Source organism: Bacillus sp. CH_70 (assembly GCF_038007045.1).
GTDB classification, from domain to species: domain Bacteria; phylum Bacillota; class Bacilli; order Bacillales; family Bacillaceae_G; genus Bacillus_A; species Bacillus_A cereus.
The window spans coordinates 2,898,048-2,913,811 of the sequence record NZ_JBBOWL010000001.1 but is presented as its reverse complement, the minus strand read 5'-3'; the positions used below and the strand labels follow the sequence as shown (position 1 = coordinate 2,913,811).

Here is a 15,764-nt window from a genome sequence, read left to right as displayed (position 1 = left end):
AGTGAAAAATCACGTTTTTGCTCTCGTTATATATGCGAGGTGATTATAAGTTTCAGAAATACAATTCATTGGTCATAATTGTAATATGTATGATATAACTTTTCTTATGGTGAAAGAGTAGAGAACATACGTAAACGGAACAAAAAAGAGGTGGCTTTGCCACCTCTTTTCCGTTAGTCACGAATCGCCTTAATCATAAATCGATGTTGCTTCACATCAAAATATCCTTTTTGCAAGATAATCTCATGTATACGATATAACTCCTCATAGTACCTTTCGACAGTGAAATCAGGAATTTGCCACGGAATTGCTTTTAAATAATAGACGATAGCGCCAATATCATAAAAGCGTTGGAAAGGGAATTCTTCTTTTGCTTCTAAGATAGTAAATCCGTTTTCCTGTAGTTCATTACATGCCGCTTCAAGCGACCAACTTGCAAATTCACTATTTAGTGGTGTGTCAAATTGGTCATTAAGTTCCGCGCAATCGAGACCGCCAATTTGTTGTGTAAGAAATGTTCCATTTGGAGAAAGGATTCTTTTTACTTCAGAAGCAGCATATGATTCATGTTGGTTTAGGATTAGATTAAACTGACCATCTTGAAATGGCAATGAAGTATCATCGTTCACCTCTACAACAGTAACCCCTAAAGACTCTAATTTCTTTCGAGCAATTGGCACGTTTGGAGCGTAGCCCTCAGTAGCATAAATAGTTGACGGGAACGGTTGTAACATAGATAAAAACTCTCCGCCGCCAGTACCCATATCGAGCATTGATTCTGCATGCTGCATAAGCTGGAAAGCTGTACTGCCATATGACCACGATAAAGGCTCACTCTTCATTCGACCCGTTTCTGAAATAAAAGAAAAATCCCAACCGCTAAAATTTGTATTAGCACTTTCTAATAAAGTTAAAAATAATGGATCACGTTTCATAATTGTATCCTCCTATTTTGTAAGTAAATGATATGGTGAGAAAAGAAAAAAGGAGGACCTCTTATAAAAGGGGAACGGTTTTACGTTTCGTGTTCGAATAGATTCATATAAATTCGCTCCTTGTGAGAATAGTAATTTATATATTCGGGATAATCGAGTGGGAATCCTTTGAAATTATGGGAGAAGGTAGTTGTTTGATGAAAGATTGGATGGAGTGTACAGAAAAAGGGTGCACTCAAACTTTAGAAAAGGTATTTAGTAAACTTAAGTTTCCGCCCAGCCCTTTTATGAGATATGTGATATTTCTCACTACTATTAAGTAACAATAAAGTCGTACTGTTTATAAAAGAAGTGACGTTTTTGTATCCCTTTGGATTTACTTATCTATGGGATAAGTAAAGAAGTAGACGTATAAACTGAATATAAAAACGTTTTAATTCTTTGGAAACATTCCATAATTTAGTATTGTTATATATGGAATAATTTATTTGTACGAAAAGAGGAATAAGATGTTGATACAAAAGTATAAGGGTTTGATGCTAGGGATAGTTGGTGCTGTATTAGGAGTAATATCCTTTGTTTATTTTAAAGATTTAGATTATATATAAGACGGGCCTTAAGTTATTATCTGTAACATTAATCATTATAGGTCGGGTTATTGCCTGTGATTCGACCCGTTTCAATAAAAAAGAGAATAATAACGTATAAGATTATTATTATATAAATTTAGCTTGTTGAGCATGGGGAATACTAATCTTACAAAATTGTAAGATTAGAAGTCACATAGTTAGATAGAAGTCATTAACTTATGAAAAAAACTCATCTATAATCCAGATATAAATCATTTACTAAAGGAGTATTCTAATGAAAAAAATTATAAGTTATACAGTTGTTATTGCTATTTTTATAGGAATAGGATTAGGAGTAAAACGTTATGTGCAAGGTCCAGGACAACCAGTCGATGGGATTCTAGTTAGTGGTACTGCAACTGACGTAGAAAAAGTTAAACAAGAGTTTAAAGATGACACTAAACAATCAATAGACTATAAGGTAAAGTACGTCACAACAACAAAAAGGATTCCATTATCAGAAGAAGATAAGAAACAAAATGATACAAATGAAGAATTTGAAATCAACACTACAGAATATGCAGTTATTAATAGTTCTACCGCGGTAAAATTATTTAATAAGGGACTTCTAAGAGCTAGAAAAAATCCAAATTTAGCATCTATTATTTCTGAGAGGGTGAAAGATAAAAATAAAGTATCTAGTGATCAGAATCTATTATTTTCTTATGCGGTTGATAATTCAACGGTTGATAATTTTGAAAATAACCAGTTGAATTTGAACGGTAAGATGGTATCTGCCCAGTATGTTAAACAGCAAATTTGGATTGGGTATGTTCCAATGAACCTTGTTATTCTAAACGACCAAGACTATAATACAATTTCTGAATCAGAGTCAATAATGAAATTGATTCAATTTCAAAAACGTAATTTTGATTATAAAAACAAACAAGAAGTAGACAAAGTTTTACAACAGATTGATAAGCTCTCTTCGAATAATCAGAATAAAATAAACTTTGTAGAGGTACAAGACTAAATTAAAATGAAAATAAGGTGATATAAATGGAAATCGTAAGAATAGAAAATGTAGTCAAAAGTTATGGTGAAGGAAATAGTAGGGTAGATGCTTTGAAGGGCATAAATCTTTCTATACAGCAAGGGGAATTTGTTTCAATCGTAGGAGCTTCTGGCTCAGGTAAAAGTACATTGTTGCATATTTTGGGAGGATTGGACCGTCCGAGTTCAGGACAAGTATTTATTGGAGAGAACAATATTTATAATTATTCAGATAATGAACTTTCGATATTTAGAAGAAGAAAAGTTGGTTTTATATTTCAGTTCTTTAATTTAATTCCTGTATTGAATGTGCAAGAGAATATAGCTTTGCCCACTTTACTAGATAATGAACCTGTAGATAATCCTTATATGGACGAAATTATTGAAATTCTGGGACTTCATGAAAGACGAAATCATTTACCATCTGAATTATCAGGAGGTCAGCAACAACGGGTTTCGATTGGGAGGGCACTTATAAATCGCCCACATTTAATCTTAGCTGATGAACCTACAGGAAATCTGGATACTCAAAACACAAAAGAAGTCATGGATTTATTAAGATTGACAGCAAAAAAATATAATCAAACTATTGTATTGATTACTCACGATTTAAAAATTGCATCAACTTCTGACCGTATTATTACAATTGAAGATGGCCAAATCATTTCCGATCAGTGGCTATCCACGAATAAGCCTAAGACGGGAGGAAACTAATCTTGATTGGTAATTATAAACAATTAAGCAGGAGATACTTAAAGGGAAATAAGAAACGAACAATTTTAACTTTGATAGGAATCGTACTCTCTGTATCGTTAATTTCTACAATCGGCCTATTTATGAACGGTACTCAGATTTCTCAAATCGAGAATACGAAAAAGAGGCAAGGGTATTCTTTTCATGCCGTTGTATTAAATTACGATGAATCGATATTGAAAAAAATTAAATATAACCCGCAAATTGAATCATTTGGTTTAATGTCACAGGGAGAAACAGTCCAAGTTGGAGAGGCTGCTGTACAAATGAATTTTGCTGATGATAACGCCTTGGAATTTTTAAAATACAGTATTATTAAGGGCAGATTGCCATCTAATGATCAAGAAGTTGCTGTTGATCCCTGGGTATTACCTTATATAAAAGAAAATATTCAAATAGGTGATTCATTCGAATTAAATGAAAAAAAATACAAATTGGTTGGTTTTCTAAGTGATAGTACATATACACAGGAAAATAAGGTGGGACGGTTACTAACCTATAAGAGTAAGTTTAGCGCTGGTGAAGGAAAAATATTAGTTGGAATTAGCTCAAAAGCAAACTTTAATGAGGTTTTAGAGGGACTCAAGACCCTTTCCGGAGAAAATAATATTAATATAAGTAATGAATTAATTCAATTAGAGAAACCAGGTTACAATAATTCGATTATGGCTACGCTAATTATTACAATCAGCATTGTTGTGATAGCGACAATTGTTGTGATTTACAACGCTTTTCAAATCAGTGTCGTAGAACGAACGAGGCAGTTTGGCTTGTTGAGAAGCATTGGTGCAACACGAAAGCAAATTAGACAAATCGTTCTGAGAGAAGCTACTTTTCTGGCTGTTATCGCTATACCAATTGGAATTATATGCAGCCTAATAGCGCTTACCTCTCTTCAGTTCACTTTTTCACTTTTAATGGATAATAGTAAAGCGGTCTCAATATTTTATGTTGATTGGAATATTTTACTAATAAGTTCGATTATTACCTTGCTTTCTGTAATAGCGTCAAGCTTGTACCCAGCTTATTTTGCAGGGAAAATCTCCCCTTTGTTGGCAATTAGTAGCAGGTTGTCAATTAAAAAGGAACAAATCAAAAAACAAAAGAATTCCATGGTGAAAAAACCTTTATCTATTCCTTTGAGCATGGCTATGAAAAATGTTAAGCGAAATAAAAATCGCTATACCATTACAATCTTATCAATTATTATAAGTAGTGTGTTATTTATTACTTTCTCGTATTTAATGAGTGTTGCATTTGCATCTAAATCTTTTGATAAGTTATCTGTTAAATCGGATATTACAATTAAGATAGTGGATAATAATCCAGATCATTTAGCTGAAAGTGAACAAGTTTTGCATCAATTGAAATCACTTGAAAATATATCTAAAGTATACGAAAAAAAGGAGAATAGCTTTGAAACTAAATTAAAGGATGTAACTCAATCTTCCGCGACAGTAAAGGAAATAGAAAACACGATTGGAAAAAGCTATTCCATTACAATCGTAAATAATTATCAAGAAAATAAAACAAAAAAAGAAGAAAAACTTACTTTACAAGTGCTTGCATATGGTTTCATCACAGTCATTTCTTTAATTAGTAGCGTTAATATCCTCAATACTATAACTATAAGTATCATGACTAGACGAAAAGAATTGGCCGCTTTGAAATCCATTGGTATGTCACAAAAGGATTTGAAAAAAATGATTACCTATGAAGCTTTGATTTACGGTTTTTCTGGAAGTTTACAAGGAATCTTTTTTGGCTGTATATTGTCTTATATTATATATTTAGCTATATCTGATATGTTGAAAATGACATGGACGATTCCCTATGAGGCTTGTATCATTACGTTTGTTTCAGCTTTAATAATTAGTTATTTATCAGTCTTAAATCCATTGAAAAAAATTCAACAAGATAATATTATTGATAATATTAGAGAACAATAATATTATAAGCCTGGCTAGATTATAGCCAGGCTATTGTAATTGGAGTATAAGCTAGGGGAAAAAAGGAGAGGGCATACTTGAATAAAAAAATATTACTAGTTGAAGATGATGAAGCTCTTGGCATAGCCATCGAATTTTCATTGAGAAATGAAGGTTATGAGGTGATTAGAGCGTCCAGTGTAAAAGAAGCTAAACACCAGTTTGTTCACAATACATTTGATTTGTCCATCCTTGATATCGGCCTACCAGATGGTAATGGTTATGACTTATGTTTGTATTTTAAAAAGAAAAACGAGAATTCGATTATTATTTTCTTAACTGCACTAGATGAAGAAGCAAATGTGGTAATGGGGCTGGATATAGGCGGTGATGATTATATAACCAAACCTTTTCGGGTTAGGGAACTCATGGCCAGAGTGAAAGTACAATTGCGTAAACAAGCGTCGCTAGAAACGCCATCTCAAATTTTAAGATCTGAGAATATAAGAATCGATACGAACCTAGTCAAGGTTTATAAAAATTGTGAAAGTATTACATTGACGAATTTAGAATACAAGCTGCTATTGAATTTCATGAAGAATTCTCACAAAGCATTAAAAAGAGATGAACTCCTACAACAAATAACAGAAGGAGAAAATGTTTTTTTTGATGAAAACACGTTATCTGTATACATAAAGCGTTTAAGAGCTAAAGTTGAAGACAATCCTCAAAAACCACAGTTTATCGTTACCGAAAGAGGATATGGTTATCGTTGGAGTAAGGACGTGATTGGGTGAGCAAGATAATGAAAAATACCGAGTTAAAAAGCTATATGACGATACTAGCCGTCCTTTTATCTATATTTGTGATTTACCAATTTATTATTCAACAATTATTTTATGATCATTTGAAAAGAGACTCTATTGCAACATGGGGGGAAATTACAGCTAGGTTGGTAGAGCAGAATCCAGAAAATGAAGCGGAAATTATGAAAGTCTTATCAAGTCATTCGTCTCACTCAAGTAAATATCAGGAAAAAGGGACAGAGATCCTAAAGCAATATGGATTATATGAAGACTTGGATTCAAAATTTTTTCCTCACTTAAATAATCTAATTATTAATCACAATCAATTTATGATGTGGGGATTGATTGCTTTTGGATTTTTACTTTTTGTTGCAAACTACATGCAACAAAAAATTATTTTCAATAAGATTAGCCAGCTTACTAGAGCTGCAAAAAAGATAATCGAGGGAGATTACTCGGTTGTCATCAATGAAAATAAAGAGGGGGATTTCGCGAAACTGGCGATTTCATTTCGTTCAATGAGGGATATCATTAGAAAAAATATGCATGATTTGCTTGAAGAGAAACGGTTTTTAGGAGAAATGTTGCAGGATATATCTCATCAGTTAAAAACACCGCTTTCAACTATTTCTATCTATAATGAAATGTTGTTAAATGAGAAACTATCCCGAGAGCAACAAGCTCAATTACTACAAAATAATGATATTCAGATTTCTAGAATGAATGTCTTAATTCAGAATTTGTTAAAAGTAGCAAAAATTGATGCAAAAGCGATTTCGTTTGATAAAGAGCCAGGGAATTTAGTAGATACGACTGAGGAAGTACTAAATCGCTTGCAAAGCATGATAAGTGATAAAAATATTTTGATTGATTGGAATGCACCAAGAGAAATAGTCGTTATTCACGACAAATTATGGATGCAGGAAGCTTTGTTAAACCTGTTGAAGAATGCAATCGAACATTCTAAACCCGGTGGTAAAATAATGATTCAGGCCAAAAATTCTCCAATCTATACAGAACTAGTAATCCAAGACTTTGGAGAGGGAATTTCAGCTGAAGAATTACCTCATATTTTTGAACGATTCTATAAATCAAGTAGTTCTAAAAAGCACGGATCGACCGGAATTGGATTGGCACTTGTCAAAGCTATTATAGAGGCACATCACGCCTTAATTACAGTTGAAAGTGAAAAAAATGCTTATACAAAATTTACAATTATTTTTATGAAATTTTAATAACAGTTTGGTATATATTTTAATCTTTTTAATATAAAGGGGTTTTTTTATGTTTAATAGATTGAAGTGTTTTCTTTTATCTGAGAAAGAAATAGTTGATACTGTGAAAAAATACAAGGAGGAAAAAATACACGTTTCCATAATAAAAGATTTTTTAGGGGATTTAATCTTAATAAGAACTTTTACATTTTTAATGTTTGTTCCAGTATCAACTTTTATTTTTTCAGTTATAATTTATGGAGCTGTTTTCTTTTTATCAGGCATTAAGATTACTGTTTGGGGCATCACTATAATGTTATTAGTTCCAATAACATTACTTTTCTATATGAATATAACTAATACATCAATTATTATTACTGATTTAGTGAGAAAATTTTTATTAACCATAAAATATCTAAATCCATTTTACTCAATTATAAATAAACCTTGGCTCTTTATTTTTGAATTATTAATTGGTTTTTTATATGTATTTCTGCTATCTTTATTTTCTATTTGGATAGTATTACATTCATTAGAAATAGATTTTTCTGAATTTAGTTCGGAGGACAATCGAAGTTTTCAATTTTCAATTATTATTTTACATACAGCAATTTATTTGTTTATAAGAGTTCATGGCCAGTATTGTAAGACAACTAAGCAAAAAATTAAAAAGCTGAAAATGAAGTTTTATTTATGGTTTTGTTCTATGATTGCAAGTATTGTATATATATTTGAATCACTCTTTAATTATATGAATGGAATCCAAGCAATTTATTTTATTTTTGTTTTAATGATTGCTTTAGAAAGAACAGTGACACATTATAAGAAATTTATAGATTTTTTAGAATGTGAAAATTTGTATGAAAAATATTTTTAGAGAGAAAAGTCTTTTGAAATATAAAAAGTTATACCTACTAAATACTGGACGAGTAAAAAAACGCTATTCTTTTTCTAGAATCATAGGAAAAGATAGCGTTTTTGTTTAATATACTCAAAAACAAAAATCTTTTGGTAAAGTACCATTTTTAATAACTGTTCTTAACCCATGTTTTATAATCCAAGGATTAATAGGATGCTGTTTATCACGTAATTGCTGTAACCATTGAAAAACGAGTTCTTTATCTTCTTTCGTAATATCGTTAATATGATTGGCTACAGATTTTTGAACATATTTAGAAGGGTCATTCATTAATGGTTCAAGAAGTTGTAAATTGTACTTAAAATCACCTTTTAGAGCTCCTATTTTTTTAGCCCAAGGAAGCCTTGGTCTTGTACCTTCAGAAACTAATCTCCTAATGTGGCTGTTTTCGTCATGAATCCACTGTTGTAATATGTTTAGTGTATCTTCATGGTATGTTTCAAGAAAGGGCCGAATGGCATATTCAGCAGTATTCCTTTTCGTTATTTCATACATTGCATTAAACGAGATTTTAAAATCGTTAAGCCCATATTTTTCAACGTATTTTGCAACAGGCATGTACATATATCCATTTGTAAATGTGCCTACTTCTGTTGTATTTTCTGGTCCTAATGTTTTCAGTAATATATGTATTGCGGCATTAAAATCTTTTTGTAAAGCATTGTGTAATTCATCTGCAATTACTTCAATACGCTGTTTTAACTCTAAATTTTCAACTTTACAAGCTACAGAATCTACAAAGATGCTTTTAGAGAAACAAGGATCGTGTTTACAAATAGAATCAGCTATTTTTTCTGCTAATTCTTCATTAAATAAAAATTTTAACGGAACATATTTACCCATTTTTTCACCTCGGTGGTCAAATGAAAACAATTTTTATTTTTTAATCGACAATCCATAAACCAAAGTCTCACTCGGAGTCGTAATACTAAAACCTGTCGTCTTATAATCAAGTTTCACCGTATCACCAGTGTAGTCTTTCGTGAATGAATCCATTTGTACGATAAGCTCTGCATCTTCATATACAACATCATCTGCGTTATATGTATCCCAAATTAAATCGACATCAACGAAAATACTACAAGAGTTCGTCATTGTTCCTCTAATGCGAACGATTTTTTTATCTTCAAGTTCTAATCTATGTATAGCTGCTTTTGCTTCATCAGTAATGCGGATGTTCATTGTATCCCAACCTTTATTTATATTTCCTTTATTATTGCAAAAACAGGAGCAATAGGGAAGTAAAGAGGTTTGCAACAAAAAACGAGCAAACAAATTTGTTTGCTCGTTTCACTTTATTTTAGTTCACATTTATCAAGTGGAATCACTTTTGTTTTTTTCGTAAATTTATAACCTAACCATAGTACTAAGAAGAGTGGTAAACCGATGTAAGAAACGAGTACACCGTTCCAATCAATTGCTTCACCCATAAATGCGCCGTAGTTTTGTCCTAAAATTACGATGATACAAAGTGTAAATGCGAAGATTGGACCGAATGGGAACCATTTTGCTCTATATGGTAAGTCATTTAAATCTTTTCCTTGTGCGATATATGCTTTACGGAAACGGTAATGACTAATTGCAATTCCAACCCATGCGATAAAACCAGACATTCCGGATGCGTTTAATAACCAAATGTATACAACACCATCACCGAATAAAGAAGCAATGAAAGCAATACTACCAACAATTGACGTTACGATTAACGCGTTAACAGGTACACCGCGGCTATCTAATTTACCAAGAAACTTTGGTGCTTTTCCTTGGCGTGCTAAATCCCAAAGCATACGAGTTGATGCATACATACCAGAGTTACCAGCAGATAGTACAGCAGTTAAAATAACAGCGTTCATAACAGAAGCAGCAAAGGCAACGCCCGCTTTTTCAAAAATAAGTGTAAACGGACTTACTGTAACATCACTTGCAGCAAGGCTTTCAGTTGTATAAGGAATTAATAAACCGATAACGAGAATCGCAAGGATATAGAATAAAAGAATACGCCAAAAGATTGAACGAATTGCTTTTGGGATATTACGTTCTGGATCAGACGTTTCACCAGCAGCTACTCCTAATAGTTCAGTACCTTGGAATGAGAAACCAGCTGCCATAAACACACCGATAATTGCCATGATACCGCCGTTAAATGGTGCATCTGCAACAGTGAAGTTTTTAAATCCAACCGTTTCACCGCCCATAATTCCAAAAATCATCATGAAACCAACAATTAAAAAGATAATAATCGTAACTACTTTAATAAGTGCGAACCAATATTCAGATTCACCAAACCCTTTAACAGATAAGTAGTTTAAAAGGAAAATAATAGCTAAACATAATCCGCTCCAAATAAGAGAAGGGGTATCTGGGAACCAAAATTTCATAATTAATGTTACGGCTGCAAGTTCAGCAGCAATCGTAATTGCCCAGTTATACCAATAGTTCCATCCAAGTGCAAAGCCAAGTGATGGATCAACAAATTTTGTTGCATACGTGCTAAAAGATCCAGTAACAGGCATGTAAGCTGCAAGTTCAGCTAAGCTTGTCATTAAAAAATAAACCATAATTCCAATTGCGGCGTATGCAATTAATGCGCCACCAGGTCCAGCTGTATGGATGACACCACCGCTGGCAAGAAATAGTCCGGTACCAATTGTACCACCGAGAGAAATCATCGTAAGGTGACGAGATTTTAATCCGCGTTTTAATTCACCTTGTCCTTGTGTAGTTTGCGTTTTAGAGGTAGATTGATTTGTTGCGCTATTCATGTTCAACACTCCTTTTCTTGTAGGTTAGGAAGGAGCGGGGGAGAAAAATACAAAAAACCGCCAAAGGAATTTGGCGGAACGTTTCACAAATAACCACCCCATCATACCCTTCCGTTAAGATAGCACCCCACGTTTACACGGTAATTTTGTAAACGTGACAGTTCTGTTCCTTTCGGAGACAGCCCCAGCTCATATTTCCAGAGAAGAAATATAAACTTCGGCAACTTTTCCTTTCAAACGGAGTCAGCTGACATTCTCTGTGTCTCGTCCGTTTTACTATTAAAAGTCGCAACCTCTACCTCATCGGATTGATGAGGATTTATATATTGCTAAGATTTTTAATATATGGCAATTGTAATGACTTTCTGAATATATTGCAAGATATTTTGTTAGGAAAAGTCAAAAAATATCGGTTATTGTATAGGAAACGCTTGCAAAACTCCACCCGAACCTACTATTATGTAGCAATAAGCAAAGAAAAAATTGTTATACAAATGTTTCGCAAAAAATATTGAAAAACCCTCTAAATTAAAAGAAAATTCAGAAAATATAATTCGACATAACTATCAAAAGAGGATTATTCCTTAAATTCGCTTCAAAGAATAAATATAAATTTAACGAATAGGATGAATATTCTTTTTATTTTTAGTAAAATTGAGGTATTGTTTAATTGAAAAGGGGAAATCAATATGAAATTAGAAACAGAAAGGCTCTATATAGTGCCGTGTACAGAAGAGAGGATTCAAATTGCTAACGAGCAAGGATATAATAGCGGTCCGCATATTGTAGGGCATGTAGAGAATGTAAAACAAGATGTGGCTTTATTACCATGGGGGGCGTGGTATGTTCTTCGGAAAGAAGATGATAGCGTTTTAGGTGATATTGGATTTAAAGGTGGACCAAACGAGAATCAAACAGTGGAAATTGGCTATGGATTCATTGAGAAATATTGGAATCAGGGCTATGCAACAGAAGCTGTAAAAGAACTAATCGATTGGGCTTTCAAAACAGGTGAGGTAGAAACAATAATTGCAGAGACACTTCTAGATAATTATAGTTCGATGCGTGTTTTAGAAAAGTTACATATGAAGAGAGTAAATGCTACAGAAATGATGATTAATTGGAAAATAGAAAAATAAAAAATACCGCTCTAAATTGGGCGGTATTTTTTATAGTTATGGTAGCATTTGCTTCTGATCATTTGGATACTCAGCGGTTGATGCGTTAGGACGATTGGAATGATTTCGAACAGCGATGAAAATAGAAATAATAACGACAAGACCAACTGCAACGTAAGAAAGTGAAATAATAGTTGGATCCACTTTAAATGTAGTAAGCAGTGTACGTATATTCGTAAAGATAATAAGACCGCCAACTAATACCCCAAGTAAATGTGCTGGAACGATACGAACTAACCATGCAGCAATTGGAGCTGCGACAATACCGCCAAGCATTAACGCAAATACCCAAACCCAGCTTACTTGTTCCCAGCCAAGTGAGATGAAGAAGCCAATTGTTGCAGCGAGTGAAACAGGAAATTCACTCGTATCTACAGATCCAATAACTTTTCTAGCTTCATTTCCTCTTGCTAGAAGAACAGGCGTCGTAATCGGCCCCCAACCACCGCCACCAGTTGAATCAACGAATCCAGCGAATAAACCAAGCGGCACAAGTTGTTTTGCAGACATACGCTTATTTGAAGTGACAATTTGTTTTTGAATGATGAATCGTAATAAAATATAAACCCCTAAAGTAAATAAAAATACGGAAATGTACGGTTTGATTACATCGCCAGGCAAATTACTTAAAAAACATGCCCCAACAAATGCGCCGATTGCCCCAGGTAATGTAAGCCTGGAAACTGTATATTTATCAACGTTTCCAAATTTGATATGAGATGCGCCAGAAGCTGCAGTTGTAACGACTTCAGCTAAATGAACCGATGCGGAAGCTACAGCCGGTGCAATACCAAACATTAATAATAGTGAAGTAGACGTTACCCCATACGCCATTCCGAGTGCTCCATCGATCAATTGAGCGAAAAATCCAATAATAGCAAAGACAATTAATTTCTGCATAAATAATCCCCCTGTAATAATAAATGAAAAAGACACTTTTCCCGTATGAGAAAAGTGCCTTTGGTTTTTCCAATCAGCAATAATTAAATTTGTTTCATTATAATACATATTAATCGTATAAATCAACTAGGTTTTAAAGTTTTTGAATTGAATGAAAGAAAAATAAAATATACAATAAAAGGATGGAGAGAAAGGGGAGAAAGACATGTTACGATTTGATCATCTCGTTCACACAGTTCATGGTACACCGGAGGAAGCGGCAAAACAAATGCAGGAACTTGGATTTCATACCGCACTAGGCGGAGAGCATACGAACTGGGGTACTTGGAATAGTTTAAGTTATTTTGACTTATCATATATAGAATTTTTAGCAGTTCAACATGAAGAAAAAGCGAAAGAAGCAGAAAATCCATTAGTACAAGAAACAGTGGTGAAACTACAAAATGGAGAAGGAATGCTACAAATCGCAATCCGAACAGATGCAATTGAGGAGCTAGTAGTTAACTTTAAGAAGCACGGCTTACATACGATAGGGCCATTTGAAGGGAAACGCATGAGAAAAGATGGCCGGCTTTTAGAATGGAAAATGTTATTTGTTAAGCAAGAAGAGAACGGACTGAAATTACCTTTCTTTATACAGTGGAATGAAACGGACGAAGAAAGAAGAAACGATTTACGTAACATTGGAACGATTACGGAACATAAAAACAAAGTACAACAAATTGAAACGATCCATTATGCAGTGAAAAACGTTCGAGAAACGGTGCGGAAATGGAAAGAAGTAATGGGACTATCTACAAGCTCAGTTGTGAAAAATGAAAAATGGAATGCTGAGTGTCAAAGTGTAGTGTTTGGAGATATTCATGTACAGTTTTGTGAACCGATTGAAGAAGGGCTAGTGCTAGAACATTTGAATAAGAATGGCGAAAATCCATTTGCAGTAGAGTTTACAGGTGGAAATAAACGAGAGCATGAAGTGCTAGGTAGTTTGTACATATATTAATAGAGGTGAATGTTGTGGAAGAAATGCTTAGAGAGATAGAGAGAAAACTAGAATGGCCTCGTATGTTAAAAGCGACTGTTATTTCAAAAGGCTTTTCATTCGATGAGAAATATAAAATTGAATTAGAGAGTGGGGCCTCGTATTTTATTAAAGTATGCGATTCATCATATTTTGAACGGAAGCAGGAAGAATATGAATATATGCAGCAGCTAGATTCTTTACATATTCCTATGCCAAAATTAATTCATTTTATTAGTCTTACTAAATTCAATAAATGTGTACAAGTTTTTGAATGGATTGATGGATTAGATGGTGAAGATATATTAAGAACGTTGTCTACAGAAGAGCAGTATAGGGCTGGAAAAAAGGCTGGAGAAGTACTAAAAAAGATTCATTTAGTTGAAAAAGAAGATAAAAGTAATTCATGGGAAATGTCTATATGGAGTAAATATGAGAGATACTTAGAAGCGTTGAAAGAATATGAAGTAGACTTTTTTCGTTTAAATACAGTGATAGATTTTGTAGGAAATCATAAAGATTTATTAAAAAATCGTCCTATCGTATTTTTACATGACGATTTTCATCCGGCTAATATAATGATTGACCAAAATGAGTTTCGGGCTGTCATTGATTTTGCTAGATTCGATATTGGTGATCCTATTCATGATTTTTATAAAGTAGCACTATTTACAACGAATATAAGCAAACCATTTGCGGTTGGACAAGTTCACGGTTATTGCGGAGGAGAACCTGATCTACATTTTTGGAAACTGTACTCATTATATGCAGCAATGATATTCCCGGCTGATATCGTATGGACAAACCGAAGCACACCATATTTATTAGATGATATGAAGGAAAGATTAAATGGAATTTTAGAAGATCATAATCATTTTTCATCTTATATTCCAAAATGGTATCAATCAAGTGAATTTAATAAATAAAGGAGTAATTTATATGGATAAAATAGCAGTAATTTCAGATATTCACGGTAATATTCAAGCATTAGAATCCGTGTTAAATGATATTAAATTAAGAGGAATCGAGCGCATTATTTGTCTGGGAGATTTAGTAGGAAAAGGACCTCATTCCAGTGAAGCAATTGAAATCATTCGTAAAGAATGTGAAGTAGTCGTAATGGGAAACTGGGATGATTTTATTACAAAGCCGACTGAATTTGAAGCATTAAAATGGCATCAAAAACAATTATCAGAAGAACAAAACGACTATTTAAGAAGTTTACCATTTTCAATCGAATTTTTTATGAGCGGCAAACTCATTCGTATGTTCCACGCCTCACCGAGAAGTTTATATGAAAGAATTCAACCACACGCTTCAAGAGAAGAGCGTATTAGTATGTTCGAAAATAGTGATTTGACTGAAAATATAGAAAGGGAAAGAAAACCAGATGTCGTTTGTTACGGTGATGTTCACCAAGCGTTCGTTCAAAATTTCAGAGGGAAAACGTTATGTAATGCTGGTAGCGTAGGAAACCCACTTGAAATAACACAAGCTTCCTATTTAATATTTGAAGGGACTTACAATGAAAAAGAAGCAGCAAGCTTTTCTATCCAACTCGTACGAGTACCGTATGATATTGAATTAGCTATCAGACTAGCAGAAGAACTCGAAATGCCAGAAATTGCAGAATACAAACAAGAATTACGGACTGCACTGTATCGAGGATTTAAGGGGAAATAAGGAGAAATATAAATCAATATTTGTTGTTTATAATTATGTTATG

At 33.3% G+C, this 15,764-nt stretch carries 15 protein-coding genes, 1 pseudogene and 1 riboswitch; of the genes and pseudogenes, 11 read left to right on the top strand and 5 right to left on the bottom strand.

Features of this window, described 5'->3' with window-relative positions; all coding sequences use genetic code 11:
- Positions 1–173: 173 nt before the first annotated feature.
- The gene (locus N2V79_RS14830) at positions 174–935 is read right to left on the bottom strand and encodes a class I SAM-dependent methyltransferase (protein ID WP_340719993.1); all 762 of its coding nucleotides are present in this window, start codon (positions 933–935) and stop codon (positions 174–176) included.
- 509 nt (positions 936–1,444) lie between these two features.
- Between N2V79_RS14830 and N2V79_RS14825 the strand changes: the two are divergent.
- The 7 genes and pseudogenes from N2V79_RS14825 to N2V79_RS14795 all read left to right on the top strand — a co-directional run bounded on the left by N2V79_RS14825 (position 1,445) and on the right by N2V79_RS14795 (position 8,135).
- Positions 1,445–1,643: pseudogene (locus N2V79_RS14825) on the top strand (hypothetical protein).
- A gap of 156 nt (positions 1,644–1,799) precedes the next feature.
- The gene (locus N2V79_RS14820; RefSeq protein ID WP_340719992.1) at positions 1,800–2,537 is read left to right on the top strand and encodes a lipoprotein BA_5634 family protein; all 738 of its coding nucleotides are present in this window, start codon (positions 1,800–1,802) and stop codon (positions 2,535–2,537) included.
- Positions 2,538–2,563: 26 nt separating this feature from the next.
- Positions 2,564–3,271 (top strand): ABC transporter ATP-binding protein, encoded by a 708-nt coding sequence (locus tag N2V79_RS14815; protein WP_000407086.1) that lies wholly within the window; start codon positions 2,564–2,566, stop codon positions 3,269–3,271.
- 2 nt (positions 3,272–3,273) lie between these two features.
- The gene (locus N2V79_RS14810; protein ID WP_340719991.1) at positions 3,274–5,259 is read left to right on the top strand and encodes an ABC transporter permease; all 1,986 of its coding nucleotides are present in this window, start codon (positions 3,274–3,276) and stop codon (positions 5,257–5,259) included.
- A 77-nt stretch (positions 5,260–5,336) separates the two neighbouring features.
- On the top strand, positions 5,337–6,035 hold the full coding sequence (locus N2V79_RS14805) for a response regulator transcription factor (RefSeq protein WP_001035094.1): 699 nt from the start codon (positions 5,337–5,339) through the stop codon (positions 6,033–6,035).
- Positions 6,036–6,043: 8 nt separating this feature from the next.
- Positions 6,044–7,279, top strand: coding sequence for a HAMP domain-containing sensor histidine kinase (locus N2V79_RS14800; RefSeq protein WP_000798888.1), 1,236 nt, complete (start codon positions 6,044–6,046; stop codon positions 7,277–7,279).
- Positions 7,280–7,328: 49 nt separating this feature from the next.
- A complete protein-coding gene (locus tag N2V79_RS14795) occupies positions 7,329–8,135 on the top strand; it encodes a hypothetical protein (RefSeq protein ID WP_000483294.1) in 807 nt (268 codons plus the stop codon).
- A gap of 114 nt (positions 8,136–8,249) precedes the next feature.
- Here N2V79_RS14795 and N2V79_RS14790 read toward each other — a convergent pair whose 3' ends face one another.
- The 3 genes from N2V79_RS14790 to N2V79_RS14780 form a co-directional block, all read right to left on the bottom strand.
- Complete coding sequence (locus tag N2V79_RS14790) at positions 8,250–9,020, bottom strand: DNA alkylation repair protein (RefSeq protein WP_000521691.1); 771 nt, start codon at positions 9,018–9,020, stop codon at positions 8,250–8,252.
- Positions 9,021–9,053: 33 nt separating this feature from the next.
- Entirely contained in the window at positions 9,054–9,359 is a 306-nt protein-coding gene (locus N2V79_RS14785) for an iron-sulfur cluster biosynthesis family protein (RefSeq protein ID WP_001026167.1), read from the bottom strand.
- Between the two features lie 113 nt (positions 9,360–9,472).
- The gene (locus tag N2V79_RS14780; protein WP_001083396.1) at positions 9,473–10,939 is read right to left on the bottom strand and encodes an amino acid permease; all 1,467 of its coding nucleotides are present in this window, start codon (positions 10,937–10,939) and stop codon (positions 9,473–9,475) included.
- Positions 10,940–11,051: 112 nt separating this feature from the next.
- Positions 11,052–11,245, bottom strand: a riboswitch (Lysine riboswitch).
- 383 nt (positions 11,246–11,628) lie between these two features.
- Between N2V79_RS14780 and N2V79_RS14775 the strand changes: the two genes are divergently transcribed.
- On the top strand, positions 11,629–12,078 hold the full coding sequence (locus tag N2V79_RS14775; protein ID WP_265938243.1) for a GNAT family N-acetyltransferase: 450 nt from the start codon (positions 11,629–11,631) through the stop codon (positions 12,076–12,078).
- 36 nt (positions 12,079–12,114) lie between these two features.
- Here N2V79_RS14775 and N2V79_RS14770 read toward each other — a convergent pair whose 3' ends face one another.
- Entirely contained in the window at positions 12,115–13,017 is a 903-nt protein-coding gene (locus tag N2V79_RS14770; protein ID WP_001170743.1) for a sulfite exporter TauE/SafE family protein, read from the bottom strand.
- 205 nt (positions 13,018–13,222) lie between these two features.
- Here N2V79_RS14770 and N2V79_RS14765 point away from each other — a divergent pair, with 205 nt between their 5' ends.
- The 3 genes from N2V79_RS14765 to N2V79_RS14755 are packed head-to-tail and all read left to right on the top strand — an operon-like array spanning position 13,223 to position 15,721.
- Positions 13,223–14,020, top strand: coding sequence for a VOC family protein (locus N2V79_RS14765; protein WP_071732003.1), 798 nt, complete (start codon positions 13,223–13,225; stop codon positions 14,018–14,020).
- Between the two features lie 14 nt (positions 14,021–14,034).
- The gene (locus tag N2V79_RS14760; RefSeq protein ID WP_000392093.1) at positions 14,035–14,964 is read left to right on the top strand and encodes an aminoglycoside phosphotransferase family protein; all 930 of its coding nucleotides are present in this window, start codon (positions 14,035–14,037) and stop codon (positions 14,962–14,964) included.
- Between the two features lie 13 nt (positions 14,965–14,977).
- On the top strand, positions 14,978–15,721 hold the full coding sequence (locus N2V79_RS14755; protein WP_098679876.1) for a metallophosphoesterase family protein: 744 nt from the start codon (positions 14,978–14,980) through the stop codon (positions 15,719–15,721).
- Positions 15,722–15,764: the final 43 nt, after the last annotated feature.

Bases quoted from the DNA above. Each gene is read 5' to 3' on its own strand.
- N2V79_RS14830 (WP_340719993.1), bottom strand. From the start codon at position 935: ATGAAACGTGATCCATTATTTTTAACTTTATTAGAAAGTGCTAATACA.
- N2V79_RS14820 (WP_340719992.1), top strand. From the start codon at position 1,800: ATGAAAAAAATTATAAGTTATACAGTTGTTATTGCTATTTTTATAGGA.
- N2V79_RS14815 (WP_000407086.1), top strand. From the start codon at position 2,564: ATGGAAATCGTAAGAATAGAAAATGTAGTCAAAAGTTATGGTGAAGGA.
- N2V79_RS14800 (WP_000798888.1), top strand. From the start codon at position 6,044: ATGAAAAATACCGAGTTAAAAAGCTATATGACGATACTAGCCGTCCTT.
- N2V79_RS14795 (WP_000483294.1), top strand. From the start codon at position 7,329: ATGTTTAATAGATTGAAGTGTTTTCTTTTATCTGAGAAAGAAATAGTT.
- N2V79_RS14790 (WP_000521691.1), bottom strand. From the start codon at position 9,020: ATGGGTAAATATGTTCCGTTAAAATTTTTATTTAATGAAGAATTAGCA.
- N2V79_RS14785 (WP_001026167.1), bottom strand. From the start codon at position 9,359: ATGAACATCCGCATTACTGATGAAGCAAAAGCAGCTATACATAGATTA.
- N2V79_RS14780 (WP_001083396.1), bottom strand. From the start codon at position 10,939: ATGAATAGCGCAACAAATCAATCTACCTCTAAAACGCAAACTACACAA.
- N2V79_RS14775 (WP_265938243.1), top strand. From the start codon at position 11,629: ATGAAATTAGAAACAGAAAGGCTCTATATAGTGCCGTGTACAGAAGAG.
- N2V79_RS14770 (WP_001170743.1), bottom strand. From the start codon at position 13,017: ATGCAGAAATTAATTGTCTTTGCTATTATTGGATTTTTCGCTCAATTG.
- N2V79_RS14765 (WP_071732003.1), top strand. From the start codon at position 13,223: ATGTTACGATTTGATCATCTCGTTCACACAGTTCATGGTACACCGGAG.
- N2V79_RS14755 (WP_098679876.1), top strand. From the start codon at position 14,978: ATGGATAAAATAGCAGTAATTTCAGATATTCACGGTAATATTCAAGCA.